19 protein-coding genes and 2 pseudogenes are annotated in these 24,729 nt (G+C 49.8%); 7 read left to right on the forward strand and 14 right to left on the reverse strand.

Annotated features, from left to right (window positions below; genetic code table 11):
• The first annotated feature begins 503 nt into the window (after positions 1-503).
• Positions 504-1,841, forward strand: a complete 1,338-nt coding sequence (locus KCG55_RS01015) for a GTPase/DUF3482 domain-containing protein (protein WP_254323128.1) — start codon at positions 504-506, stop codon at positions 1,839-1,841.
• Positions 1,842-1,914: 73 nt separating this feature from the next.
• Here the strand turns inward: KCG55_RS01015 and KCG55_RS01020 are convergent, their stop codons facing one another.
• Genes KCG55_RS01020 through KCG55_RS01030 form a run of 3 tightly spaced genes read right to left on the reverse strand, consistent with a single transcriptional unit; the run spans position 1,915 to position 7,870 of the window.
• Entirely contained in the window at positions 1,915-3,321 is a 1,407-nt protein-coding gene (locus tag KCG55_RS01020; protein ID WP_107738025.1) for an efflux transporter outer membrane subunit, read from the reverse strand.
• 56 nt (positions 3,322-3,377) lie between these two features.
• Positions 3,378-6,590, reverse strand: a complete 3,213-nt coding sequence (locus KCG55_RS01025) for an efflux RND transporter permease subunit (protein ID WP_254323129.1) — start codon at positions 6,588-6,590, stop codon at positions 3,378-3,380.
• An 11-nt stretch (positions 6,591-6,601) separates the two neighbouring features.
• Entirely contained in the window at positions 6,602-7,870 is a 1,269-nt protein-coding gene (locus KCG55_RS01030) for an efflux RND transporter periplasmic adaptor subunit (RefSeq protein ID WP_254323130.1), read from the reverse strand.
• Between the two features lie 227 nt (positions 7,871-8,097).
• Here KCG55_RS01030 and KCG55_RS01035 point away from each other — a divergent pair, with 227 nt between their 5' ends.
• Positions 8,098-8,733, forward strand: a complete 636-nt coding sequence (locus KCG55_RS01035; protein WP_254323131.1) for a TetR family transcriptional regulator — start codon at positions 8,098-8,100, stop codon at positions 8,731-8,733.
• 65 nt (positions 8,734-8,798) lie between these two features.
• On the opposite strand, the gene ettA is transcribed toward KCG55_RS01035, so the two are convergent.
• Complete coding sequence (ettA, locus tag KCG55_RS01040) at positions 8,799-10,475, reverse strand: energy-dependent translational throttle protein EttA (protein ID WP_003747462.1); 1,677 nt, start codon at positions 10,473-10,475, stop codon at positions 8,799-8,801.
• A gap of 339 nt (positions 10,476-10,814) precedes the next feature.
• On the opposite strand from ettA, the pseudogene KCG55_RS01045 reads away from it, so the two are divergent.
• The 3 genes and pseudogenes from KCG55_RS01045 to pgmB all read left to right on the forward strand — a co-directional run bounded on the left by KCG55_RS01045 (position 10,815) and on the right by pgmB (position 15,177).
• A pseudogene (locus KCG55_RS01045) lies at positions 10,815-12,166 on the forward strand (SLC45 family MFS transporter).
• 74 nt (positions 12,167-12,240) lie between these two features.
• The gene (locus KCG55_RS01050; RefSeq protein ID WP_254323132.1) at positions 12,241-14,499 is read left to right on the forward strand and encodes a glycoside hydrolase family 65 protein; all 2,259 of its coding nucleotides are present in this window, start codon (positions 12,241-12,243) and stop codon (positions 14,497-14,499) included.
• Between the two features lie 12 nt (positions 14,500-14,511).
• On the forward strand, positions 14,512-15,177 hold the full coding sequence (gene pgmB / locus KCG55_RS01055) for a beta-phosphoglucomutase (RefSeq protein ID WP_254323133.1): 666 nt from the start codon (positions 14,512-14,514) through the stop codon (positions 15,175-15,177).
• A 510-nt stretch (positions 15,178-15,687) separates the two neighbouring features.
• Here pgmB and KCG55_RS01060 read toward each other — a convergent pair.
• Genes KCG55_RS01060 through KCG55_RS01070 form a run of 3 tightly spaced genes read right to left on the reverse strand, consistent with a single transcriptional unit; the run spans position 15,688 to position 16,332 of the window.
• Positions 15,688-15,825: a hypothetical protein gene (locus KCG55_RS01060; RefSeq protein WP_157686115.1), complete on the reverse strand. Its 138-nt coding sequence runs from the start codon at positions 15,823-15,825 to the stop codon at positions 15,688-15,690.
• Positions 15,826-15,827: 2 nt separating this feature from the next.
• Positions 15,828-16,046, reverse strand: a complete 219-nt coding sequence (locus tag KCG55_RS01065; RefSeq protein ID WP_157686116.1) for a hypothetical protein — start codon at positions 16,044-16,046, stop codon at positions 15,828-15,830.
• Complete coding sequence (locus tag KCG55_RS01070) at positions 16,018-16,332, reverse strand: hypothetical protein (protein ID WP_198341516.1); 315 nt, start codon at positions 16,330-16,332, stop codon at positions 16,018-16,020. The genes KCG55_RS01065 and KCG55_RS01070 overlap by 29 nt, the downstream gene beginning before the upstream one ends.
• A 66-nt stretch (positions 16,333-16,398) precedes the next feature.
• On the opposite strand from KCG55_RS01070, the gene KCG55_RS01075 reads away from it, so the two are divergent.
• Positions 16,399-16,650 carry a helix-turn-helix domain-containing protein gene (locus KCG55_RS01075; protein WP_063068896.1) on the forward strand — a complete coding sequence of 84 codons (252 nt, stop codon included), beginning with the start codon at positions 16,399-16,401 and terminating at the stop codon, positions 16,648-16,650.
• Positions 16,651-16,721: 71 nt separating this feature from the next.
• Here the strand turns inward: KCG55_RS01075 and KCG55_RS10615 are convergent.
• From KCG55_RS10615 to KCG55_RS01090, 3 genes and pseudogenes are all read right to left on the reverse strand, one after another.
• Positions 16,722-16,913, reverse strand: a pseudogene (locus tag KCG55_RS10615) (UvrB/UvrC motif-containing protein); the annotation flags it as partial.
• 11 nt (positions 16,914-16,924) lie between these two features.
• Positions 16,925-17,734 (reverse strand): glutamate racemase, encoded by an 810-nt coding sequence (gene murI / locus KCG55_RS01085; protein WP_107769251.1) that lies wholly within the window; start codon positions 17,732-17,734, stop codon positions 16,925-16,927.
• 61 nt (positions 17,735-17,795) lie between these two features.
• Entirely contained in the window at positions 17,796-19,025 is a 1,230-nt protein-coding gene (locus tag KCG55_RS01090) for a multidrug effflux MFS transporter (RefSeq protein ID WP_254323135.1), read from the reverse strand.
• A gap of 241 nt (positions 19,026-19,266) precedes the next feature.
• On the opposite strand from KCG55_RS01090, the gene KCG55_RS01095 reads away from it, so the two are divergent.
• Complete coding sequence (locus tag KCG55_RS01095; RefSeq protein ID WP_254323136.1) at positions 19,267-20,796, forward strand: helicase HerA-like domain-containing protein; 1,530 nt, start codon at positions 19,267-19,269, stop codon at positions 20,794-20,796.
• Between the two features lie 64 nt (positions 20,797-20,860).
• On the opposite strand, the gene KCG55_RS01100 is transcribed toward KCG55_RS01095, so the two are convergent.
• The 4 genes from KCG55_RS01100 to KCG55_RS01115 all read right to left on the reverse strand — a co-directional run bounded on the left by KCG55_RS01100 (position 20,861) and on the right by KCG55_RS01115 (position 24,637).
• A complete protein-coding gene (locus KCG55_RS01100; RefSeq protein WP_254323137.1) occupies positions 20,861-22,219 on the reverse strand; it encodes a PFL family protein in 1,359 nt (452 codons plus the stop codon).
• 54 nt (positions 22,220-22,273) lie between these two features.
• Entirely contained in the window at positions 22,274-23,092 is an 819-nt protein-coding gene (locus KCG55_RS01105; RefSeq protein WP_128581303.1) for an NYN domain-containing protein, read from the reverse strand.
• 19 nt (positions 23,093-23,111) lie between these two features.
• Complete coding sequence (locus KCG55_RS01110) at positions 23,112-23,384, reverse strand: ACT domain-containing protein (protein WP_003680574.1); 273 nt, start codon at positions 23,382-23,384, stop codon at positions 23,112-23,114.
• Positions 23,385-23,491: 107 nt separating this feature from the next.
• On the reverse strand, positions 23,492-24,637 hold the full coding sequence (locus KCG55_RS01115) for a polyamine ABC transporter substrate-binding protein (protein WP_254323138.1): 1,146 nt from the start codon (positions 24,635-24,637) through the stop codon (positions 23,492-23,494).
• Between the last annotated feature and the right edge of the window lie 92 nt (positions 24,638-24,729).

Below are 24,729 nucleotides of genomic sequence, written 5' to 3' on the forward strand. Positions count from 1 at the left end.
AAAAAATGCACACATCCGACAGAATGTGTGCCAAGTCTACAAAGGAGAAATAGAGGAGAAACTATTAACTGACTACTCGAACCAGCTAACGAAACGAATTATGCAACAAGAGCTTCAACCGTGCAAGTATTTTTCTTGTAAAGTTTCTTAATTATCCAATTTACAGAACTTAAATGTAATCATGTTTCAACATAGACAAAAAAATGCGCATACCGTTTCGATATGCGCCAAGTCTACAAAGGAGAAATAGAGGAGAAAAATCAAGCTGCATCAAGCAACTCAACGGCGCGAATTATCCTAGCCTTCTACCCGTCTGTCAACTGTTTTCCTATCTATTTTCAAGTATTTTGCTAAAAAACAACAAATCCGCCATTCCCCTCTTTTTCTGGCTATTTTCGCCCATATATAAAAAATTTAAGGCCGTCTGGAACACATATTGCCACTGCAGGCAAACAGCCCCATACTCACACATTCATAGCCCATATCCGTCCCAACCCACGACCATGACCACCCCACTTTCCCTTGCCGTCGTCGGCCATACCAACACAGGCAAAACCTCACTCTTACGCACGCTTTTGCGCGACAGTACCTTCGGCGAAGTAAAAAATGCGCCATCGACCACGCGCCATGTCGAAGAAGCCCTCATCAACGACGGTGACGACAGCCTAGTTTATCTCTACGACACACCTGGCCTTGAAGATGCCGGTGGCGTATTGGACTGGCTGGAAACCCACACATCCGCACGCGATGACGGCATCGAGCGCATTCAGCAATTCCTCAACAACCATGAAGCGCATCACGAATTCAACCAAGAGGCCAAAGTGCTGCGCCAAGTCATGCAAAGCGACATGGCCATGTATGTCATCGATGCGCGGGAGCCCGTCCTTAACAAATACAAAGACGAGCTGACCATTTTGTCTTGGTGCGCCAAGCCCATCATGCCCGTGTTCAACTTCACTCAAAATCAAGACCTGACCGCTTGGACCAATATGCTCGCCCGCCGTGCCCTGCATGTTTACGCCGGTTTCGATACCGTTGCGTTTGACTTTGAAGGCGAAATCCGATTGTGGGACAACCTCGCCACCATGTTACCGAAACGCGACATCCTCGACCGCCTTATCAATATGCGCCGTCGCGAGTGGCAACGGCTGGATACGGAAGCGCGCCGTGAAATTGCCGATTTTCTACTGGATGCTGCCGCATTCACCCAAGAAATTGCCGAAAACGATGACCCTGCCCCGACTCTGGAAGTCATGCAATCGGAAATCCGCCAACTTGAGCGGCAAATGCAACAACGTCTGTTCACACTTTACCGCTTCTATCATGACGAAGTCGGCAGCGACAGCACATGGATGCCCAAAGCCTTCAAACAAGATCCGTTTGACAGCGAATTGCTCAAACATTACGGCATCCGTACCGGTACCGGCGCAACCGCAGGCGCACTCATCGGCCTAGGCTTGGACATTGCCACGCTTGGCGGCTCGCTTGGTTTGGGTACGGCCATCGGCGGCCTGTTGGGCGGCATTTTGCCCAACGCCCAAGACATCACCGACAAAATCAACGGCCGACAAACCCTGCATACCGATCCGGAAACCCTTACCCTGCTCGCCGCACGCGCGCTGGATTTGTTGCACGTCTTGCAAACGCGCGGCCATGCTGCCCAATCGCATATCGAGCTAAACGAACGCAAAGCGCCATGGAATGCGGCCAAATTGCCAAGCGAACTCAACAAAGCGCGCAGCAACCGCAAATGGTCTTCGCTCAACACACACCAGCCCGAACTCAGCCGTAACGAACGCTCAGCCTATGTCGGTTCTTTAAGCGAGAAATTAAAAGTTTGAAATCGCTGTTTAACAAAAAGGCCGTCTGAAACCCAAATGTTTCAGACGGCCTCTTGATTTTAGCCGGCAAAACTTATTCGGCAGCTTTGGTTTCGCGTTTCAAACCGCCGCCAAGTGCTTTATACAAGTCGGCAAGGTTTTCCAAACGGGTCAGCTGATTGGCCAAAAGAGCAGTTTCTGCGCCGTAACTGCTGCGTTCGGCATCCAGCAAATCCAATGCGCTGGACACACCATGTTTGTAACGCAGGCTGATGAGACGCAGGCTGTCGTTGTAGGCACGGCTTTGCTTGCTCAACGCTTCATAGCTTTTATCCAGCTGTTCGCGCGCAACCAACGCATTGGAAACGTCTTTGAATGCAGATTGAACAGCGGCTTCATAAGCAACGATTTGTGCCTGTTGGCGCAGCTTGGCTACGTCAAGATTGGCTTTGTTTGTGCCCCAATCAAAGATAGGCAGGGTGATGGACGGTGCAAAAGCCCAAATACCTGTGCCGCTCTTAAACAGGCCGCTCAACTCGCCGGAAGCGGTACCGACAGAACCGGTCAGGCTGATGCGCGGGAAGAAGGCCGCACGTGCCGCACCGATATTGGCATTCGCTTGTTTGAGCGCGTGTTCGGCCGCACGGATATCCGGACGGTTGAGTAATACATCCGAACTCAAACCGGCAGGCAGTTTGGTCAATTTGAACTGCTTGCTCAAAGGCAAACCGGCAGGCAAATCTTCGGGCAAAGGTTGATTAATCAGCATAGCCAAGGAATTGCGCGCTTGCTCGCGGTTTTTTACCGCGGATGCGTAATCGGCTTTGGCTGATTCAATCAGCGCTTCCTGTTGGCGCAAATCAACGGCGGAAATCACGCCGGCCTTATGGCGTAATTGTGAAAGCTTGTAAGTCGCTTCACGGGTTTGCAATACGCGTTGTGCCAATGCCATGGTTTCTTCAGCGTAGCGTTCATTAAAGTAGGCTTTGGCAACGGTAGAAATCAGGGTCAGATGCGCGGCATCGCGGTTGGCGGCCACATTGAAATAACCTTGCAACGCGGCTTCGCTGGTGCTGCGGACACGGCCGAAAAGGTCAAGTTCATAAGAGGCTGCGCCCAAACCCACGCTGTATTGGCTGCTGACGCTGCCGCCGCTCAAGCTGCCTTGACGCGAACCTGTACCGCTGGCATTGACGGTTGGCAACAAGTTATTACGCGCAATCATGTACTGTTTGCGGTAGATTTCCGCATTCAGCGCGGCTGTACGCAAATCGGTATTGCGTTCCAATGCGATGTCGATCAGGCGGTGAAGGCGAGGATCGGCAAAGTAATCTTGCCAACCCAATTCAGCGGCACGGATACCGTCGTCAACGGTGTCGTATTTAAACGTATCGGCCACAGCAACTTGAGGCTGCTCATATTTCGGCATCATGGTACAGGCCGACAAAGCCACAGCGGCGGCAACGGCAGTCAGTACAGGTTTGAATGTAATCTTCTTCATTTTAGAATCCTTTAGCATTTTGAGGCCGTCTGAAAAGTTTTCAGACGGCCTTTGCTTTAGTGCTTGTCTGAATCGTGTTTACCGTCTTCAATCATGCCGGCTTCAGCAGCGTGTTTGGCGGCCATCTCATGCTCGTGTGCAGTTTCTTTAAAGAATTTGCGCACAACCACATAGAACAAAGGCACAAGGAACACAGACAGAATCGTACCAATCAACATACCCCAGAACACAGTCGTACCAATCGCACGTTGGCTGGCGGAGCTGGCACCGCTGGCAACATAGAGCGGTACCTCGCCCAAGATGAAGGCGAACGAAGTCATGATAATCGGACGGAAACGCAGGTGTGCAGCGGCAAGCGCAGCTTCAAGCGCGCTCTTACCTTGCGCTTGCAGGTCTTTGGCAAACTCGATAATCAAAATCGCATTTTTCGCACTCAAACCCATTACCGTAACGAAACCGACTTGGAAGTAGATATCGTTGGCGTATGCCGGAATACTGCCCAGCAGCGCTTCAAACATATTGCGACCCGTAACGCCCAATGCCGCGCCAATCAAGCCCAACGGAATCACAAGGATAACCGCCAACGGGATAGACCAGCTTTCGTACAAAGCAGCCAATACCAAGAATACAGCGGCAGCGGCCAATGCATACAACACAACAGTTTGCGAGCCGCCTTTGGCCTCTTCACGAGACTGACCGCCCCATTCCAGACTGTAACCGCCGCCCATGTCATCAACCATTTGCTGTACCGCAGCCATGGCTTGACCGGAAGACACGCCATTAACAGGCGAGCCGGAAAGCTCCATTGCAGGATAACCATTGAAGCGGACGCTTTGTTCCATACCGTTTACCCAAGAAACAGTAGCAATGGTAGAAAGCGGTACGGCAACGCCGGATTTGTTCGGTACAGTCAGGTTCAGAATATCGGCAGGCTGCATACGGGCACTCGCATCAGCTTGTACCATCACGCGTTGCAGACGGCCTTGATTCGGGAAGTCGTTTACATAAGACGAACCCAAAGAAGAAGCCAAAGCAGTACGGATGTCAGAGAACGAAATACCTTGTGCGGCTGCGGCAGAGCGGTTGATGTCGATTTTCAACTGCGGCGCATCTTCCAAACCGCTCGCACGAACGGTACTTGGGTTAAACAAACCGCTTTTGCGCATTTTGTCAATCAACTCATTGCGCTTGGCCAACAATGCAGCATGGCCGCTGTTGTTACGGTCTTGCAGGTAAATCGTCAAGCCGGAGCCTGTACCCAACTCCATAATGGCTGGAGGCACAATCGCCAAACCGAAACCGTCTTTCAGCGTACCCATCATCATGCCGGTCAACTTACCGGAAATAGAAGTTGCATCGCTGCCCGGAGCAGTACGTTCGCTCCAGTCTTTCAGAATGACAAAGCCCAAAGCCATGTTTTGACCGGAGCCTGAAAAACTGAAGCCGGAAACGGTAATAATGTTCTCAATCTCAGGTATAGATTTTGCCAGTTGAGTGATTTGAGCCAAAGTTGCATCGGTACGTTCTTTGGTTGCACCGGCAGGCAACTGCACGCTCAACATCAAGTTACCTTGGTCTTCAGACGGCAAGAAGGAAGTCGGCAGACGCATAAACAGGAATACGCCCACAACAGTCAAACCAATATAGACAACCATCATGCGCAAAGTCTTACGCAAGATTTTGGCAACCCAGCCTTCGTAGCCGTGTGTCCAGTTGTCGAATTTTTTGTTAAACCAACCAAAGAAACCTTTTTTCTCTTCGTGATGACCCTTCTGAATCGGCTTGAGCATGGTGGCACACAATGCCGGAGTCAGCGTCAAGGCAAGAAATGCGGAGAAGCCGATCGATGCCGCCATAGTCAAGGCAAACTGTTTGTAAATGTTACCGGTTGCACCGCTAAACATTGCCAGCGGCACAAATACGGACATCAACACGGCAGTAATGCCGATCACCGCGCCGGAAATCTGACCCATCGCTTTTTTGGTTGCAGCCTTAGGCGACAGACCTTCGCTCGCCATGATACGCTCAACGTTTTCAACGACCACAATCGCGTCATCGACCACAATACCAATCACCAATACCATCGCAAACATGGTCAATACGTTAATCGACATACCCATGTATGAGATAAAGGCAAAACCGCCCAACAAGGAAATCGGCACAACAATGGTCGGAATCAGCGTATAGCGGATATTTTGCAGGAAGAGATACATCACCAAGAATACCAATACGATGGCTTCCAGAAGCGTATGGGTCACTTTCTCAATCGAAATATCCACGAATTTGGAAGTATCGTAAGGAATTTTCCAGCTCATGCCGTCTGGAAAATACTTCTGCAAAACCGCCATTTTTTCTTTCACGGCAGTCGCCGTTGCCAAAGCGTTACCGCTGTTAGACAGCATCACTGCCATACCAGTGGTGTTGACGCCGTTCAGACGAGTAGAGAAAGAATAGTCCTGCATACCCAAGCTGACTTTGGCAACGTCTTTCAGATAGACGTTCGAGCCGTCAGTATTGGATACCAAAATGATGTTGCCGAACTCTTCAGCAGTGCTCAGTTGACCTTGCGCCGTCACAGTTGCTGAAATAGTCTGACCTGCAGCCGCCGGCAAAGAACCGATGGAGCCTGCTGAGATTTGAATGTTTTGTGTCGCAAGCGCATTGGTTACCGTTGCAAAAGACAGGTTGTAGTTTTGCAGTTTTTTCGGGTCAACCCAAATACGCATGGCGCGTTGCGCACCAAACAATTGTACCTGCCCTACCCCGTCGATACGCTGCAGTTCAGGAATGATATTGCGCTGGGCGTAATCGTTCATTTCCTCAATGGATTGCTTTTCAGAAGAAAGCATGACCACTTGCAAGAAGTTGGAACGCGCTTTAGATACGGTTACACCATATTGCTGTACGGTAGACGGCAATGTGGACAACACTTCCGACAATTTGTTCTGCACGTCCACCTGCGCCAAATCTTCATTGGTTTCCGGTGTAAACGTCAGACTGACGCTGCCGCTGCCGCTGGAATTGGCAGAAGTCGTCATATAGTCCAAACCTTCCACACCGTACATATTACGTTCGATAACGGCCAGTACGCTGTCTTCCATTACCTGAGCAGAAGCGCCCGGATAAGTAGCGCGCAAAGTAATGGTCGGTGCAGCAACGGACGGATATTGGGAAATCGGCAGTTTTTGAATGCCGAAAATACCCGCTGCGATGATAAAAATCGCAATCACCCATGCAAAAATGGGGCGGTCAATAAAAAACTTAGACATTCACGCGTTCCTTATTTGGCTTCAGATGCAGCTTTAGCTTCAGGCTTGGTCTCGGATGCAGCCTTGCCGTCTGAAACTGCCGATGTTGCTGCCGCAGCGTTTGCAGGCGGCGTCCATTCTTTCGGCGTTACCTTTTTAGCACCCGACATACCGGCAATGCTGATGCCTTCAACAATCACTTTGTCGCCGTCTTTCAGGCCGTCTGTAATGATCCAGTTGGTACCTTGCTGTTGGGCAACGGTTACGACACGCGCTTCCATTTCGCTCTTGTCATTCACCACCATCACCGTATCTTGCGAACCACGGGTAACTGCTTGCTGCGGCACTACAAATGCATTATCCACTGCCACTTGTTCCATCAACACGCGTACATACAAGCCCGGCATCAAGATATTTCTGTCGTTAGGAATGGCGGCGCGCAAGGTAATTTGACCGGTCGTTTCGTTGACAGTCGGATCTGCAAACAGCAGACGGCCTTTTTCAGGGTAAACCGTACCGTCGTCAAATTTGATGTCCACTGCAATCGCGCCGTTTGCCGCCAACAATTTGCCTTCGGCAACCTGTTGACGCAGTTTCATGACCTCACTCGCAGACTGGGTAACGTTGACATACATCGGATTGGTTTGTTGGATGGTGGCCAAAACAGTGGTATCGCCGGAATTCAGCAACGTACCTTCAGAAACTTTAGATTGACCGATAAAGCCGGAAATCGGCGCGGTAATGCGGGAGCGGCTCAGGCTGATACCGGCAGATTTGATGGCTGCTTGAGCGGATTTGACGCTTGCCTCTGCCGAACGCTTGGCCGTTACGGCCGCATCATATTCTTGTTGGCTGATGGCATCGGCGGCAACCAGCGGTTTATAGCGGGCTAAGTCGGCATTCGCTTTGGCCAAAGTAGCTTGCGCACTCGCCAACTGGGCGCGTGCGCTTTCTAAGTTTGCTTCATAAGATGAGCTGTCGATTTGGTACAAAGGCTGACCGGCTTTAACATAGCTGCCCTCTTGGAACAGGCGCTTTTGCAGAATACCGCCGACTTGGGCGCGAACTTCGGCAGTACGCAATGATTCCAGACGGCCCGGCAACTCGGTTGTCAATGCAACGGTTTCCGGATGCACAGTGACCACGCGCACTTCAGGCGCAGGTTGTTTTTGCTGTTGCTGACTGCCTTGTGCCTGTTGGCTGGCTGCTTTTTCATCGCCTTTGCCGCAAGCGGAAAGTGCCAACGCAGTAGCTGCTGCGATTGCTGCGACACGCATCATTTTAGAAGCATAAAGAGCCATAATTTTCCTATCTCTATGATAAATAAGGGTTTGACTAATTAAAAATTGATTACTTTAATCTCATATTTCACAAACAGAAATTGCTTGTTTTTATAAAAAACAGGCCGATTATATAGTGTTGAAAAACACTATTCAAGTACTAAATTGAATTATACATACATTCTTGCATGTTCAGAAGTAATTTTTTATAATCCGAACCATAAATTTACATTTCCTACAAAAAAACCATGAGAAGAACCAAAACCGAAGCTTTAAAAACCAAAGAATATCTCATGCTTGCCGCATTAGATACGTTTTATAAGAAAGGCATTGCCCGCACTTCGCTCAACGAAATCGCCCAAGCCGCAGGCGTAACGCGCGGCGCGCTGTATTGGCATTTCAAAAACAAAGAAGATTTGTTTGATGCCTTGTTCCAACGGATTTGCGACGACATCGAAAGCTGCATGAAAGAGGACTCGAACAACAATAACGAACAGGCTTGGCCAAGCTTCCGCCTGACCCTGACCCGTTTTTTCGAGCGCCTGCAACACAACGATCTTCACTACAAATTCCACAGCATTTTGTTTTTAAAATGTGAACACACCGAGCAAAACGAAGCTGTCATTGCCATCGCTAAAAAACACCAATCATTATGGCGTGAAAAAATCATTGCCGTCCTGACTGATGCGGTACAACAAAAAGCGTTGGCGGATAATTTGGATATCGATATGGCAGTCATCTTCATCAAGTCCTCATTAGACGGCTTGATTTGGCGCTGGCTTTCTTCAGGTCAAGGCTTCGATTTGGCACAAACTGCCCCACGCATGATTGAAATCATCATTGATACATTGGAAAACCATCCGCAATTAAGAAAACAATCATAAACATCAAAAATAAAAGGCCGTCTGAAACATTAAAAGTTTCAGACGGCCTTTTGGTTTAAACCTAATTAACGTGTTACCGGTTTGTAACGGATACGTTTCGGTTTTGCACCCTCTTCACCCAAACGGCGTTTCTTGTCGGCTTCGTATTCCTGATAGTTGCCGTCAAAGAACACCCATTTAGAGTCGCCTTCACAAGCCAAGATATGCGTAGCAATACGGTCGAGGAACCAGCGGTCGTGCGAAATCACCATCACGCTGCCGGCAAATTCCAGCAACGCGTCTTCCAACGCGCGCAGGGTTTCCACGTCGAGGTCGTTGGACGGTTCGTCCAGCAGCAACACATTGCCGCCGCTCAACAAGGTTTTTGCCAAGTGCAGACGGCCGCGTTCGCCGCCAGACAATTGACCGGCGATTTTGCTTTGGTCGCTGCCTTTGAAGTTAAAGCGTCCCAAATATTGGCGGGCGGGAATTTCAAACTGACCGACCTGCAAAATGTCGCGGCCTTCGGCAATGTTGTCGAACACGGTTTTATCGTTTTGCAAACCTTCGCGGCTTTGGTCAATCAGGCTCATTTTCACGGTTTGGCCGATTTTCACTTCGCCGGAATCAGGCTGCTCTTTGCCCGAAATCATTTTGAACAGCGTCGATTTACCCGCGCCGTTCGGACCGATGATGCCAACAATCGCGCCCGCAGGCACTTTGAAGCTCAAATCGTCAATCAGCACTTTATCGCCAAACGATTTAGAAACATTCACAAACTCAATCACTTCGTTACCCAAACGCTCGGCAACAGGGATAAAGATTTCCTGCGTTTCATTGCGTTTTTGGTATTCGTAGTTGCTCATTTCTTCAAAACGAGCCAAACGCGCTTTAGACTTGGCTTGGCGGCCTTTGGCATTTTGGCGCACCCATTCCAATTCCTGCTTCATCGCTTTCACGCGCGCAGCTTCAGACTTCGCCTCGTTTTCCAAGCGTTTTTCTTTCTGCTCCAGCCAAGACGAGTAATTGCCTTTCCACGGAATACCGTGTCCGCGGTCAAGTTCCAAAATCCATTCGGCGGCATTATCCAAGAAGTAGCGGTCGTGTGTTACCGCGACGACTGTACCAGGGAAGCGTACCAAGAATTGCTCCAACCATTCGACCGATTCCGCGTCCAAGTGGTTGGTCGGCTCGTCAAGCAAAAGCATATCGGGCTTGCTCAACAAGAGTTTGCACAAAGCCACACGGCGTTTTTCACCGCCGGACAAATTGCCGATTTTGGCATCCCAATCAGGCAGGCGCAGCGCGTCGGCAGCGATTTCCAATTCGTGCTCCGCACCGCCGCCGGTAGATGAACCAGCCGCAATAATCGCTTCCAAGCGACCTTGTTCTTCCGCCAATGCGTCAAAATCTGCATCAGGATTGGCGTACTCGGCATATACTTCTTCCAAGCGTTTCTGCGCCGCGGCCACTTCGCCCAAACCGCTTTCCACTTCCTCGCGTACGGTTTTCTCAGGATCAAGCTCAGGCTCTTGCGGCAAATAGCCGATTTTAATGCCGCCCATCGGCACGGCTTCGCCCTCAAATTCTTTATCCACGCCCGCCATAATCCGCAATACAGTAGATTTACCCGCACCGTTTAAACCGAGCAAACCGATTTTTGCACCAGGAAAGAATGAAAGGGAAATGTCTTTAATAATGGTTTTTTGCGGCGGCACAACCTTGCTCACGCGCAGCATAGAATAGACGTATTGTTGGGACATAGTTTTCTCGTTTTCATCAAACAAATTTCAGACGGCCCATTTTAACCTATTGCCCAAATACTTGCTTGTTCAAATGCCGTCTGAAAATAGAAATAAGCATCAAAATATACACCGCACCGAACCGATACCCTCATTGCCCGACGGTATCAATGCCAAACCGCAAAAAATTTGATTTAAGCCAGTTTATCCTTGAACTGGCATTGCCAATATCCGGCGCTCTTCATAAAATGCACCTATATCCTTGAAAGTACGCACACAAACAATAACGACAGAGAACACCACACCAAGGAACCTTTCAGATTTCTCAATAAAAATACTTTTTAAAAAAGGATTTACCTCATGTCGGAAAATACGCAAAAAACAGCAAAACAAGGTTTGCCGTCACTGGCAAAAAGTACGATTTGGATGCTGAGCTTCGGCTATCTCGGCGTTCAGACGGCCTTTACCCTGCAAAGCTCACAAATGAGCCGAATTTTTCAAACTTTAGGCGCCGACCCGCACAATTTGGGCTGGTTTTTCATTCTGCCCCATTGGCCGGTATGTTGGTTCAGCCAATTGTGGGCTACTACTCAGACCGCACTTGGATGCCGCGCTTGGGCGGCCGCCGTCTGCCCTATCTGCTTTATGGCACACTGATTGCGGTTATCGTCATGATTCTGATGCCGAACTCAGGCAGCTTCGGTTTTGGCTACGCTTCTTTGGCGGCTTTGTCGTTTGGCGCGTTGATGATTGCGCTGTTGGACGTATCCTCCAATATGGCAATGCAGCCGTTTAAGATGATGGTCGGCGACATGGTCAACGAAGAGCAGAAAAGCTACGCCTACGGGATTCAGAGCTTTTTGGCGAATACGGGTGCGGTTGTGGCGGCGATTCTGCCGTTTGTGTTCGCGTATATCGGTTTAGCGAACACTGCCGAGAAAGGCGTCGTGCCGCAGACCGTGGTCGTAGCATTCTATGTGGGTGCAGCCTTACTGATTATTACCAGTGCATTCACCATCTTCAAAGTCAAAGAATATGATCCGGAAACCTACGCCCGCTACCACGGCATCGACGTAGCAGCAAATCAGGAAAAAGCCAACTGGTTCGAACTCTTAAAAACCGCACCTAAAGCGTTTTGGACGGTCACTTTGGTGCAATTCTTCTGCTGGTTCGCCTTCCAATATATGTGGACTTACTCGGCAGGCGCGATTGCAGAAAACGTTTGGCAGACAACTGATGCTTCTTCCGTAGGCTATCAGGAAGCGGGCAACTGGTACGGCGTTTTGGCGGCGGTACAATCCATTGCTGCCGTTATCTGCTCGTTTATTCTGGCAAAAGTACCGAATCAATACCATAAAGTCGGTTATTTCGGTTGCTTGGCTTTAGGCGCGCTCGGTTTCTTCTCTATCTTCTTCATCCACAATCAATACGCATTGATCCTGTCTTATACCTTAATCGGCATCGCGTGGGCAGGTATCATTACCTATCCTTTGACGATTGTAACCAATGCCCTCTCCGGCAAGCACATGGGTACTTATTTGGGTCTGTTTAATGGCTCTATCTGTATGCCTCAAATCGTCGCCTCCCTGCTGAGCTTTATCCTCTTCCCTATGCTGGGCAGCCATCAGGCAACCATGTTCTTGGTTGCAGGCGCAGTCTTGCTGCTGGGAGCCTTCTCAGTATGTCTGATTAAAGAGACCCACGGCGAATAATCCATCCATACCATCGGCAAAGGCCGTCTGAAACCTTTGCCGAACTTACAATTTTAATAACAGGAGCTTCATAAATGTACACAAGAATCATGGAAATCAGCCCTTGGACGCTGCGTTCGGCAAAACTGGAAAAAGAACACAAACGGCTGCAAGAGAGCCTGACCAGTTTGGGCAACGGCTATATGGGCATGCGTGGCAACTTTGAAGAAACCTACTCCGCCGACAGCCACTTGGGCACCTACATCGCCGGCGTGTGGTTCCCCGACAAAACCCGCGTCGGCTGGTGGAAAAACGGCTATCCTAAATATTTCGGCAAAGCCATCAATGCGCTTAATTTTAGCAAAGTGAAAATCTTTGTCGACGGGCAGGAAGTGGATTTGGCGAAAAACGACGTTGCCGACTTCTCCGTCGAACTCGATATGCAGCACGGCGTATTGCGCCGCTCGTTCACCGTATTTGGCGTGCGTTTCGATGTGTGCAAATTCCTGTCCGTCGCGCAAAAAGAGCTGGCGGTTATCCGCTGGGAAGCCGTATCCGTTGACGGCAAAACCCACCAAGTCCGCATCGATTCCATCATCGATGCCGACGTGAAAAACGAAGACTCCAACTACGAAGAAAAATTCTGGCAAGTATTAGACAAAGGCGTTTCAGACGGCCTCTCCTACATTGCCACCCAAACCGTCGCCAATCCCTTCTGCGTGGAACAATTCATCGTCAACGCCGAGCAAACCTTCGCCGGCAGCTTTAAAGCCCTCGGCGGCAGCCAAACCGACTGGCAGGTCTCCAATTCTTTTGAAGCCGAAGTCGGCAGCACGCCCGAAACCTTTGAAAAACGCGTGATTGTTACCACCAGCCGCGATTATCAGGGCTTGGACGCAGTGAAAGCCGCAGGCCGCGCCTTGTCGGAAAAAATCGCAGGCGTTGCGTTTGAAACCTTGCTGGACGCGCACAAAGCGGGCTGGCTGCACCGTTGGGAAATCGCCGACGTGGTCATCGAAGGCAGCGACGAAGCGCAGCAAGGCATCCGCTTCAACCTGTTCCAACTGTTCTCCACCTACTACGGCGAAGACGCGCGCCTGAACATCGGCCCCAAAGGCTTTACCGGCGAAAAATACGGCGGCGCGACCTATTGGGACACCGAAGCCTATGCCGTACCGCTTTACCTCGCACTGGCTGAACCCGAAGTTACCCGCAACCTGCTGCAATACCGCCGCAACCAACTGCCGCAGGCGCAACACAACGCGCGCGAACAGGGCTTGGCGGGCGCACTCTATCCGATGGTGACGTTTACAGGCATCGAGTGCCACAACGAATGGGAAATTACCTTCGAGGAAATCCACCGCAACGGCGCGATTCCTTACGCCATCTACAACTACACCAACTACACCGGCGACGAAAGCTATCTTGCCAAAGAAGGCTTGGAAGTCTTGGTCGAAGTGTCCCGCTTCTGGGCAGACCGTGTCCACTTCTCCAAACGCAACGGCAAATACATGATTCACGGCGTAACCGGCCCGAACGAATACGAAAACAACATCAACAACAACTGGTACACCAACACCCTCGCCGCATGGGTACTGGACTACACCCGCGAAGCCTTGGCGAAATACCCGCGTCCGGATTTGAACGTGAGTGCCGCCGAGTTGGAAAAATGGGCAGACATCAGCGCGAATATGTACCGTCCGCATGACGAAGAACTCGGCGTATTCGTGCAGCACGACGGCTTCCTCGACAAAGACATCCGCCCCGTGTCCGCGCTTTCGCCCGACGATTTGCCGCTCAACCAGAAATGGTCGTGGGACAAAATCCTGCGTTCGCCTTTCATCAAACAGGCGGACGTATTGCAAGGCATCTACTTCTTCGGCGATCGTTTCAACATGGACGAAAAACGCCGCAACTTCGACTTCTACGAACCGATGACCGTGCACGAAAGCTCGCTGTCGCCTTGTATCCACGCCATCCTTGCCGCCGAACTGGGCAAAGAAGAAAAAGCCGTGGAAATGTACCAGCGTACCGCCCGCCTAGACTTGGACAACTACAACAACGACACCGAAGACGGCCTGCACATCACCTCCATGACCGGCTCATGGCTCGCCATCGTCCAAGGTTTCGCCCAAATGAAAACTTGGGGCGGCAAACTCAGCTTCGCACCGTTCCTGCCGAGCGCATGGACAGGCTACGCCTTCCATATCAACTACCGAGGCCGTCTGATTAAAGTCGCCGTCGGCAAAGAAAACGTCGTCTTCACCCTGCTCAAAGGCGATCCGCTCGAATTGCAGGTGTACGGCAAAGACATCACGCTCAACGGCAGCCACACCGTTGCATTGGAAAAATAAGGAGGGCGCAAAATGACTTTTACCGCAGTGCTCTTTGACCTCGACGGCGTCATCACCGACACCGCCGAATACCACTACCGCGCATGGAAAAAGCTCGCCGCAGAACTGGGCATCAGCATCGACCGCAAGTTTAACGAGCAGCTCAAAGGCGTGTCGCGCGACGATTCGCTCAAACGCATCCTCGCGCACGGCGGCAAAACCGTCGGCGAAGCCGAGTTCGCCGAACTGACCCGCCGCAAAAACGACAACTACGTCGAGATGATTCAGGCAGTCAAACCCGAAGACGTGTACCCCGGCATTTTGCCCCTGCTGGAAGCATTGAGGGCAAACGGCAAAAAAATCGCCCTCGCGTCCGCCAGTAAAAACGGTCCGTTCCTGCTGGAACGCATGGGGCTGACCCACTTCTTCGACGCCGTCGCCGACCCTGCCGCCGTCGCACATTCCAAACCCGCCCCCGACATCTTCCTCGCAGCAGCCGAGGGCGTGGGCGCGGATATCCGCCAATGCATCGGCATCGAAGACGCCGCAGCAGGAGTAGCCGCCATCAAAGCCTCCGGCGCCTTGCCTATCGGAGTGGGCAAAGCCGAAGACTTAGGCAGCGACATCGCGCTGGTGTCCGGCACCGCTGAGCTGACCTACGCCTACCTGCAAAACGTGTGGGCACAGTCGGGCAGGTAAAATACTAAGGAAGTAAAAAGGCCGTCTGAAAACTGGATTCCAGACGGCCTTTATTCTAAAAGTTTCCAGACGACGTTTGAGGTCTTCTGAAAGTTTGAAACAGTGGTGAGAACGACAGACAACGCGTGCGTGCGTACCGCACACACCCTACACCTCGGTTTTAAAGTTTGTGCCATCCGCAGGTAGTGTGTATGGCATGGCCACGCACGCGGTTGGTGGAGATGCAGGCTACGGCTTGCTTGTGGATAGGTCATGATGGGAGGGTTCTTTTTAAAATGGATTTCGTTGGGTCTTGAACCAACAGGAAGAAAACAGCCTTTAAGCTATTATATTTGTTGTTTGGAATGAAACAAAGGTCGTCTGAAAATGGATTCACGGTTTTCAGACGACCTTTTTATTATGTGCCACTTGAGCAAAATGTAGGTTGGGTTGAAAATCCAACACTCTGTGAAATTTAACAGTTTTGTTGGGTCTTGACCCAACCTACGCTTGCTTGTTACGGCTTGTTAATCAGCACATACATCTGCACGGCGGCATACCGCAAGTATCACAATATTCGCTATCGTAATGCATATCACCGCAGTATTCGCAAGAGCCTTGATAACCACGCCAGTTTAAGAGTTTCGGATTGAATACACGATATTTCATGATTATTTCCTCCGTTTCTTATCACCTGATTGTTGGGCAGGTGTTCTATCACTGCCTATATTGTAGCGGTGGTCATGGCTACCATCAGCTTTGTTTTTACCATAACTAATTACGCCATTAACAACCCCCTTAGTGGCGGAACCAAGTAGTTTCTTTAAAAAACTCATTTGTAATTTTACCTTTATTGTTTCTTCAATCATCAAATAGCGAATATAATCCATAAGTTATTGCTCCAACTGCCAATGGAGCAGCGGCAACAATACCGATACCAACTGCCATACTTCCGCCACCGATAGTTGCCAATGTACCTGTTATGGCTGATGCACTCATTGTTGAAGCGGCAGCCCCTATGCCCGCAGCGGTACCTACACCTGAGACACTACCCGCAACTTTTGCATTTTCTTCAGACATAATAACCTTCCAAAACTTGTTATTTTTAACTAAACCGTCATGGCAATAATTCAACCATGATGTAGTTATCTTATACAATTTTTTTAAAAATATCAACTATAGTTGACTAATTTCTTCCTATCGTGAATTGTTTAAAATTCAGTATCTTTCCATACTGAATAAATGGACATAAACAATGAAATACATCCGTACCGTCTGATTTTTGCCCAAAATATGCGGAAGATACGTCGCTTGAAAGAAATTTCCCAAGAGGCTCTCGCTTTTGAAGCTCAAGTTAGCCGTGCATACATCTGCGAGGTTGAACGTGGAAACAGAGCTGTTTCTATTGATGTTATGGGGCGGATTGCAGACGCTTTGGAATTACCCTTAGAGCATCTCTTATCCAAGAATGCGATAAGCCATGTCGAAGAATAAAATATTTTAAACACAGTGCTTTTAATCATAAAAAATGACCAGTCGCACAAATGGCTGGTCGTTTTATTGTTTCATTCACTCCCAAACAACAACCCTTCCTTAATCCCCCTAATCCTATCCCTCAACACAGCCGCCTCTTCAAACTGCAAATCTCTAGCAGCCTGCTGCATGGCTCTTTCCAATTTCGCAATTTATTCCAAGGCATCTTCTTCATTGTGAATTTCGCCGACTTTAACCTTGTTCTTACCTTTCAGACGGCCTTTAATATTTCTAATCAACCCAACGTTACCATCTCAATCTGCTCCATACTTCTACCCAAGAAGCGTTCGCCGATAGTGCGGAAGCGCAGTGGGATATCGCTGACGTAGAAGCGGTAATCCGGATTATCGTTTTCTGTATTCAGCAAACCTTCTTGTGCTAAGGCTTTGGCGGTGGCTTCGGCGGTAGTGATGGCGGAATCGACCAAGGTAACGTTTTGTGCTTCGCGGCCGATAAGCGGTTTGAGCAGTGGGAAGTGGGTACAACCCAACACCAGCGTGTCGATGTCGTCGGCCAAGAGCGGCTTCAGGTATTCGCGTACGGTCAGGCGGGTGACTTCGTGATCGAGCCAGCCCTCTTCTACCAATGGCACAAGCAGGGGCGCGGCTTGTGTGCGTACCAGCGTGTCGTTGTTTTTTGAATGGATGGCGCGCGCGTAGGCATTGCTGTTGACGGTGGTATTGGTCGCGATAATGCCGATTCGGTTGTTTTTGGTGGTTTGCAAAGCGGCTTCCGCACCGGCGGAGATGACGTCCAATACGGGCATATTGCCTGCTTTTTGGCGGATTTTTTGTCCGGCAACGGCGGCGATGGTATTGCACGCGATAACCAGTGCTTTGACATCGTTTTCCAGCAGGAAATCGACAATCTGCATGGCAAAGGTTTCAATGGTGGCGCGGGATTTGGTGCCGTAAGGAACGCGTGCGGTATCGCCGAAATAGATGATGTTTTCCATCGGCAGGCGTTCCATCAGGGCGCGGACGTTGGTCAAGCCGCCGACGCCGGAATCGAATACGCCGATGGGGCGTTGTTTGCTGGTACTCATGGTTAATTTCTTCAATATAATGTTGAGGCCGTCTGAAACCGTTTTTCAGACGGCCTGAAGGTTAAACATATTCTTTTTTATCGTTTTCCATCCAAGCCTGATGCGAGCAAATCCACAACAGCACGATACCGCATATGGTCGAGCTCAACATCATACCGGCCATCACCAAGGCGGAACCATTGTGCAGCCAAGTCGTTGCCATACCGACCGATGCGCCGATAAGGGATTGGAATACGCCTAAAACGGCATTTGCACTGCCGCCCTCTGCGCTGAAATAGCTCATAAAACAGGCTTGAGTGTTCGCACCAACCAAGCCTTGCGTACCGACTGAAAACATCACGCACAGCACCAAAGCCCACAAAGGCGGCAAAGACAGCGACAACACCAAAACCGTCATCAGCAGATTAGCGGTAAATTGGACGATAATGCCCCATTTGAGGATATTTTGCGGATGCGTACCGGTTTTCAAACGCCATGCGGTAACGCGGTTAAACGACATCATGGTAATGATATTGAGCGCAAATATCCAAGCATATTGGTTTGGTGAAACATGATACAGGTGTTGGTACACAAACGACGATTCGGTCAAAAAGGCAAACATCGAACCAAAACTGAAAGCTTGGAAAAACAAATAGCCCATCGCGGCACGCGTTCTCAAAACGCGTTTAAACCTGCCTGCCACCACGCCGAACACGTCCATGCTGATTTTGCCTTTTTGGTGCGGCTTAGGCAGGAAATACCACATCAAACCCCAAAGCAGCAGCGAATAGCAGGCCAGAAAGCCGAAAATCATGCGCCAGCCGCCCAAATTCTGCAAGCCTGCACCAATCATCGGAGCCATCAATGGCACAATCATCAGAATGATGCCGATTAAGGCAAACATCTGCGCGGCTTTGCGTCCGGAATAATAATCACGCACCATCGCACCGGAAATCACCACGGTCATCCCCGCGCCAAACGCCTGCACGGCACGCAAGTTCAACAGCTGCTCGACATTATTCACCATCGTCAAACCGACAACGGCGGCAAAGTAAATGCTCAAACCCACCAAGGCGACAGGTTTGCGGCCTTTAATATCCGAAATCGAACCGCCGACCACCTGACCAAACGCCACGCCAAACATAAAAAAGCTCAGGCTTTGCTCAATGCGGTGGATGTCCGAACCCAGCGACTTCGCCATTTCGGGAATCGCAGGCAGATAAGCATCGACAGAAAACGGCATCAGCGCGACCAACATCGCCATCAGCACGGCCATGGTTTTTTCGCCCAAAGGGGCTTGTTGTGCAGTCATTCCGACTTTCGCTTTCGTAAAAAATATTCAAAAAACAAAGAAAACAACCGCCTTGTCAGACGGTTGCGAATTGGATGGAATTATAGCAGATTTCAACCTTGTCCAATCACTGCAAAAAAACCTTTGCAAAACTTAAGGCCGTCTGAAACTTTGCTTGGTTGAATCCCCTCGCCGCAAACGTTAAAATGCTTGTTTTTTAAGACAACAAATTGTTTCACATCACGGATTCTAAGGAATAATCATGACTACATTTCAAATTGCGCGTGCCGACGGGAAAACGCTCGAAATCCAAGGCAAAATGGCCAACCGCCACGGCTTGATCGCCGGTGCGACCGGTACGGGTAAAACCGTTACCCTGCGCCGCATGGCGGAAGCCTTCAGCAGCGAAGGCGTCCCTGTATTCTTGGTCGATGTCAAAGGCGATTTGTCGGGCATCGCGCAAGCCGGTGCCAACAGCGGCAAAGTGGGCGAACGCATTGCCGAGTTTGATTTGGGCGAGCAATGGCTGCAAAATTTCCCCGTGCGCTTTTGGGATGTTTACGGCGAAACCGGTATTCCCGTACGCGTCACCGTTTCGGAAATGGGCCCTATGCTTTTGGCACGCCTGATGAATCTGAACGACACGCAAGAAGGCCTGCTCAACCTCGTGTTTAAAGTTGCCGACGACAGAGGCTGGCACATTCTGGACTTAAAAGACCTGCGCAGCATGTTAAAACACGTTTCCGACCACGCTTCGGAATACCGCACGCAATACGGCAACGTTTCTGCCGCCAGTATCGGCGCGATTCAACGCCAACTGCTGACTTTGGAAAACGAAGGCGCAGAAAAATTCTTCGGCGAACCTTCCCTCAACCTGCAAGACTGGATGCAAACCGACAACGGCAAAGGCATCATCAACATCCTTAACTCCGAAAAACTGATGCGCTCGCCGCGTATGTACAGCGCGTTTTTGCTGTGGATGCTGGCAGAATTGTTTGAAACCCTGCCCGAAGTCGGCGATTTGGATAAACCAAAATTCGTGATGTTCTTCGACGAAGCGCATTTGATGTTCGACAATGCCGCCAATGCGTTGGTCGAACAAATCGAACAAGTCGTGCGCCTGATTCGTTCCAAAGGCGTGGGCGTATATTTCGTCACCCAAAATCCGCTCGACTTGCCCGATACCATCCTCGGCCAACTGGGTAACCGCGTACAACACGCCCTGCGTGCCTTTACACCGCGCGACCAGAAAGCGGTTAAAGCCGCTGCTGAAACCTTCCGCAGCAATCCGAATATCAAAGTTGCCGAAGCGATTGCCGAACTCGGCGTCGGGGAAGCCCTCGTTTCCTTCCTTGATGAAAAAGGTATGCCCGAGCCTGTAGAACGCGCCCTCATCCTGCCGCCGCAATCTTCCTTGACCCCGCTTGCCGCAGAAGAGCGCAACCGTTTGTTCCAAAACGACGATTTGTATCCGACCTATAAAGACATGGTGGACAACTACTCCGCTTTTGAAGCATTGGCCGAAGCAGACAGCCAGGCTGCCGCTGAAAAAGAAGCCACAAATGCCGCTAAAGAGCAGGAAAAAGCACAAAAAGCCGCAGAAAAAGAAGCTGCCAATGCCGATCCCGGCATCCTCGGTGGACTGATCGGCGGCTTGAGCGGCGGACGTAAAAAATCCGGCCAAGGTTTGGGCTACAACGTTGCCGACGCCATCGGCAGCCAAATCAACCGCCAAGTAACCAACGCCATTTCCCGCAGCGTAATGGGCATTATTAAAAATATGTTCAAATAATTACCCTGCAAATATAAAAGGCCGTCTGAAATTTCAGACGGCCTTTTTTTATGCATCAATCCAATCAGTTTTTCATTGATTGAACCGGAGCCGGGATTCTGCCGCCTCGGTTGACAAACACTTCGCACGAACCTTCTTTAACCGGCATCACAGGAGCGTAGCCCAACAGGCCGCCGAACTCGACGCTGTCGCCGACGGTTTTGCCGGTTACCGGAATAATGCGCACGGCAGTGGTTTTACTGTTGATCATGCCGATGGCGGCTTCGTCAGCAATGATGCCGGAAATGGTATGAGCAGGCGTATCACCGGGAACGGCAATCATGTCCAATCCGACCGAGCAGACGGCGGTCATCGCTTCGAGTTTATCCAGCGTCAACACGCCTGCTTCGGCTGCGGCAATCATGCCCTCGTCTTCGGAAACAGGAATAAACGCGCCGCTCAAACCGCCGACCGCGCTGGAAGCCATCATGCCGCCTTTTTTCACGGCATCGTTCAGCAATGCCAAGGCAGCCGTCGTGCCGTGCGTACCGCAGACGCTCAAGCCCATCTCTTCAAGAATTCGTGCCACCGAGTCGCCGACAGCGGGGGTTGGAGCCAACGATAAATCAAGAATACCAAACGGGATATTCAGCATTTTTGAAGCTTCGCGGCCGATAAGTTCGCCCACGCGGGTAATTTTGAAAGCGGTTTTCTTCACAACTTCCGCAACTTCGGTCAATGTCGTTGCATCTGAATTTTCCAACGCGGCTTTTACGACACCCGGGCCGGATACGCCGACATTGATAACGGCATCCGCTTCGCCCGAACCATGAAACGCGCCCGCCATAAACGGATTGTCTTCCACCGCGTTGCAGAACACGACAATTTTGGCGCAGCCGAAACCTTCGGGCGTGATTTCGGCCGTGCGTTTGATGGTTTCGCCTGCCAGCTTGACCGCATCCATATTGATACCGGCGCGCGTGCTGCCGATATTGATGGAGCTGCACACGATATCAGTAGTCTTCATCGCTTCGGGAATAGAACGGATCAACACTTCGTCTGAAGGCGACATGCCTTTTTGCACCAGCGCGGAAAAGCCGCCGATAAAGGACACGCCGATGGCTTTGGCTGCCTTGTCCAAAGTTTGCGCCACGCTGACGTAAGAATCGGCTTTGGTTGCCGCCGCGATTTGGGCAATCGGCGTGACGGAAATACGCTGATTCACAATCGGCACGCCGTATTTGGCAGACAGATATTTTGCCGTTGCGACCAAATCTTTGCCGACCGTAGTGATTTTGTTGTAAATATTTTGGTTCAATACATCGATGTCGGTGCTGATGCAGTCGTGCAAATCAATGCCGATGGTAATGGTGCGCACGTCAAAATTCTGGTCGGCCACCATTTTGACGGTTTCAAGTATCTCATTACTGTGGAAGTTGTTCATGGGGTTCTGCCTTTCTTGCAGGTCGTCTGAAAAATATTTTCAGACGACCTTCGATTAGACTTTAAGCTTGACATACATATGCTCTTGCGTGCCTTCAGCAGTTTTTCGCATTTCGTAATCAAACACATCAGAATATTTTTTTACTAAATCGGTAAATTTCTTACACCCGTAATTACGTGGGTCAAAATCTACCTGCAAGCGTTTCCAAGTGGCACCGAATGCAGTCATAGCCATCCATTCACTTTCCGCATGTTCGAAAATTTTATGTATAGTCTCTAATGGTAATTTGTTCTCAAGTTGTTCGGCAATTTTCGGTTGAGCTTGAGCATTTTCGGGAGAGGCTGTTTGAATCTGTTTCTCTGTTGGTTTCTGTGGTTTATCAGTTACTGTTTCTTTTTGTGTGGGTTCAGGCATCAAGTTTTCTACATAGATAAATTGGCTGCACGCATTACGGAAAGCTTCAGGTGTTTGCTTTTTGCCGAAACCGTAAACTGTTACACCTTGTTCTTTCAACCGAATAGCTAATGCAGTAAAGTCACTATCACTAGATACCAAACAAAAACCATCAAAACGGCCAGTATAAAGTAAATCCATCGCATCAATAATCATAAAACCGTCAGTGGCATTTTTACCTGTGGTGTAGGCGAATTGCTGCATAGGTTTGATAGCATGCTCATTAATGACGGCTTTCCATTTGCCGTTGTCACCAACAAAGTTGCCATAGATGCGTTTTGCCATTGCTTCACCGAATTTAGTTGTTTCTTCTAAAATCGCATCAATGGTTTGCGCTGACGCATTATCAGCATCAATTAAAACTGCCAACCGTGCAGATTTCTCTTCAGCTACATTAAAACTAATTTTATTTTTTGACATAATTTTAGAGTTCCTAAAATCAAATACGGTGCATGGCTTGGAAAATTTCTTCGTTTTGCATACGGATATCAAGCGCGAGTTTTTTGCTTTCTTCCGCAAACAAATCCAAAACCTCTTGACGCGATTTGGTGCATTTTGAAGTGTCCACCAAAATAATCATGGTAAAAAAATCGTCCATCAGCTGTTGGCTGATGTTGAGAATATTGATTTGGTTTTCCGCTAAAATTTTGGAAACGTCGTACACAATGCCCACACGGTCTTTACCGATGACGGTGATGACTGAATTGTTCATAACGCTGTTTCTCCTGATAGGATATTTGAAAAGTGTTGACAATTATAACACTCAGGCCGTCTGAAAAACTGTTTCAGACGGCCTGAGTATTCAAATTTCAATTTTGATTATCGCCCTGCTTTCAAAGCCTGCCACAAGCGAACGCTGAGTTTGCTCGCATCGGTTGACTTAGGGGAGACGATGAAGCTTTTTTCCATCAATTCTTTATTCGGGAAAATCGATGCATCGGATGTGTACTTTTCATCCATCAAATCACGCGCTGGACGGCTGGCCGGAGCATAAGTCACATAGTTGCCGTTTTTGGCCGCCGTTTCCGGATTGAGCGTGTGATTGATGTATTTGTGGGCATTGGCCACATTTTGCGCATCACGCGGAATCATCAGCGAATCCACCCAGATACCAACGCCGCTTTTCGGCGACAATACTTCGACTTCGACGCCGTTTCCAGCCTCTTTAGCACGGGTTTTGGCAATATTGAGGTCGCCGCCATAGCCTACCGATACGCAAAGATTACCGGCCGCCATATCGTCGATATAGCCCGACGAGGTAAAGCGTTTGATGTCGGGACGCACTTTTTTCATCATTTCAACAGCAGCTTTGATGTCGTCAGGGTTTTCGCTGTTCGGATCTTTGCCCAAATAATGCAAAGCCAAAGGAATCTGCTCGATGGCGCTGTCGAAATAGCTGATGCCGCAGGATTTCAGCTTTTTCGTGTATTCAGGATTAAACACCAAATCCCATTCGTTTTCAGGCAACTTGTCCGTACCCAAAGCCTTTTGAACCTGCTGTTTGTTAATCGCCAGCGTATTGATGCCCCAGAAATAAGGCACGGCATATTCGTTGCCCGGATCGACGGTTTCCATCATTTTCAACAAATCAGGATCAATATTGGCGTAATCGGGAATTTTCGATTTGTCGATTTTTTGATACGCACCGGCTTTAATCTGACGGCCGACATTGGCAATAGAAGGCGCAACCAGGTCATAACCCGACTTGCCGGTCAGCAGCTTGGCTTCCAGCGCTTCGTTGCTGTCGTAATAATCGTAGCGGACATTGATATTCGTATTTTTTTCAAACGCAGACAGCGTGGCCGGATCGACATAATCCGACCAGTTGTAGATATTGAGTTTATCCGTTTGAGAGGAAGAAGTTTGAGTTTGAGATGCGGAAGATTCTGCGGCGGTTTCTTTTCCGCCGCCGCACGCAGTCAAGACGAGGCTCACGATTGCCGCCGCCATCAAAGATTTTTTCATGGTTTCAGACCTTTTGTTCGGGGGGGTAAAAATATTGCAGCGGTGGCGGATGCCACTTACAAAAGGGAAACTGTGGGGGCGGCCGGCATGTG

It is taken from the genome of Neisseria subflava (assembly GCF_024205745.1).
Lineage (GTDB): Bacteria > Pseudomonadota > Gammaproteobacteria > Burkholderiales > Neisseriaceae > Neisseria > Neisseria flavescens_B.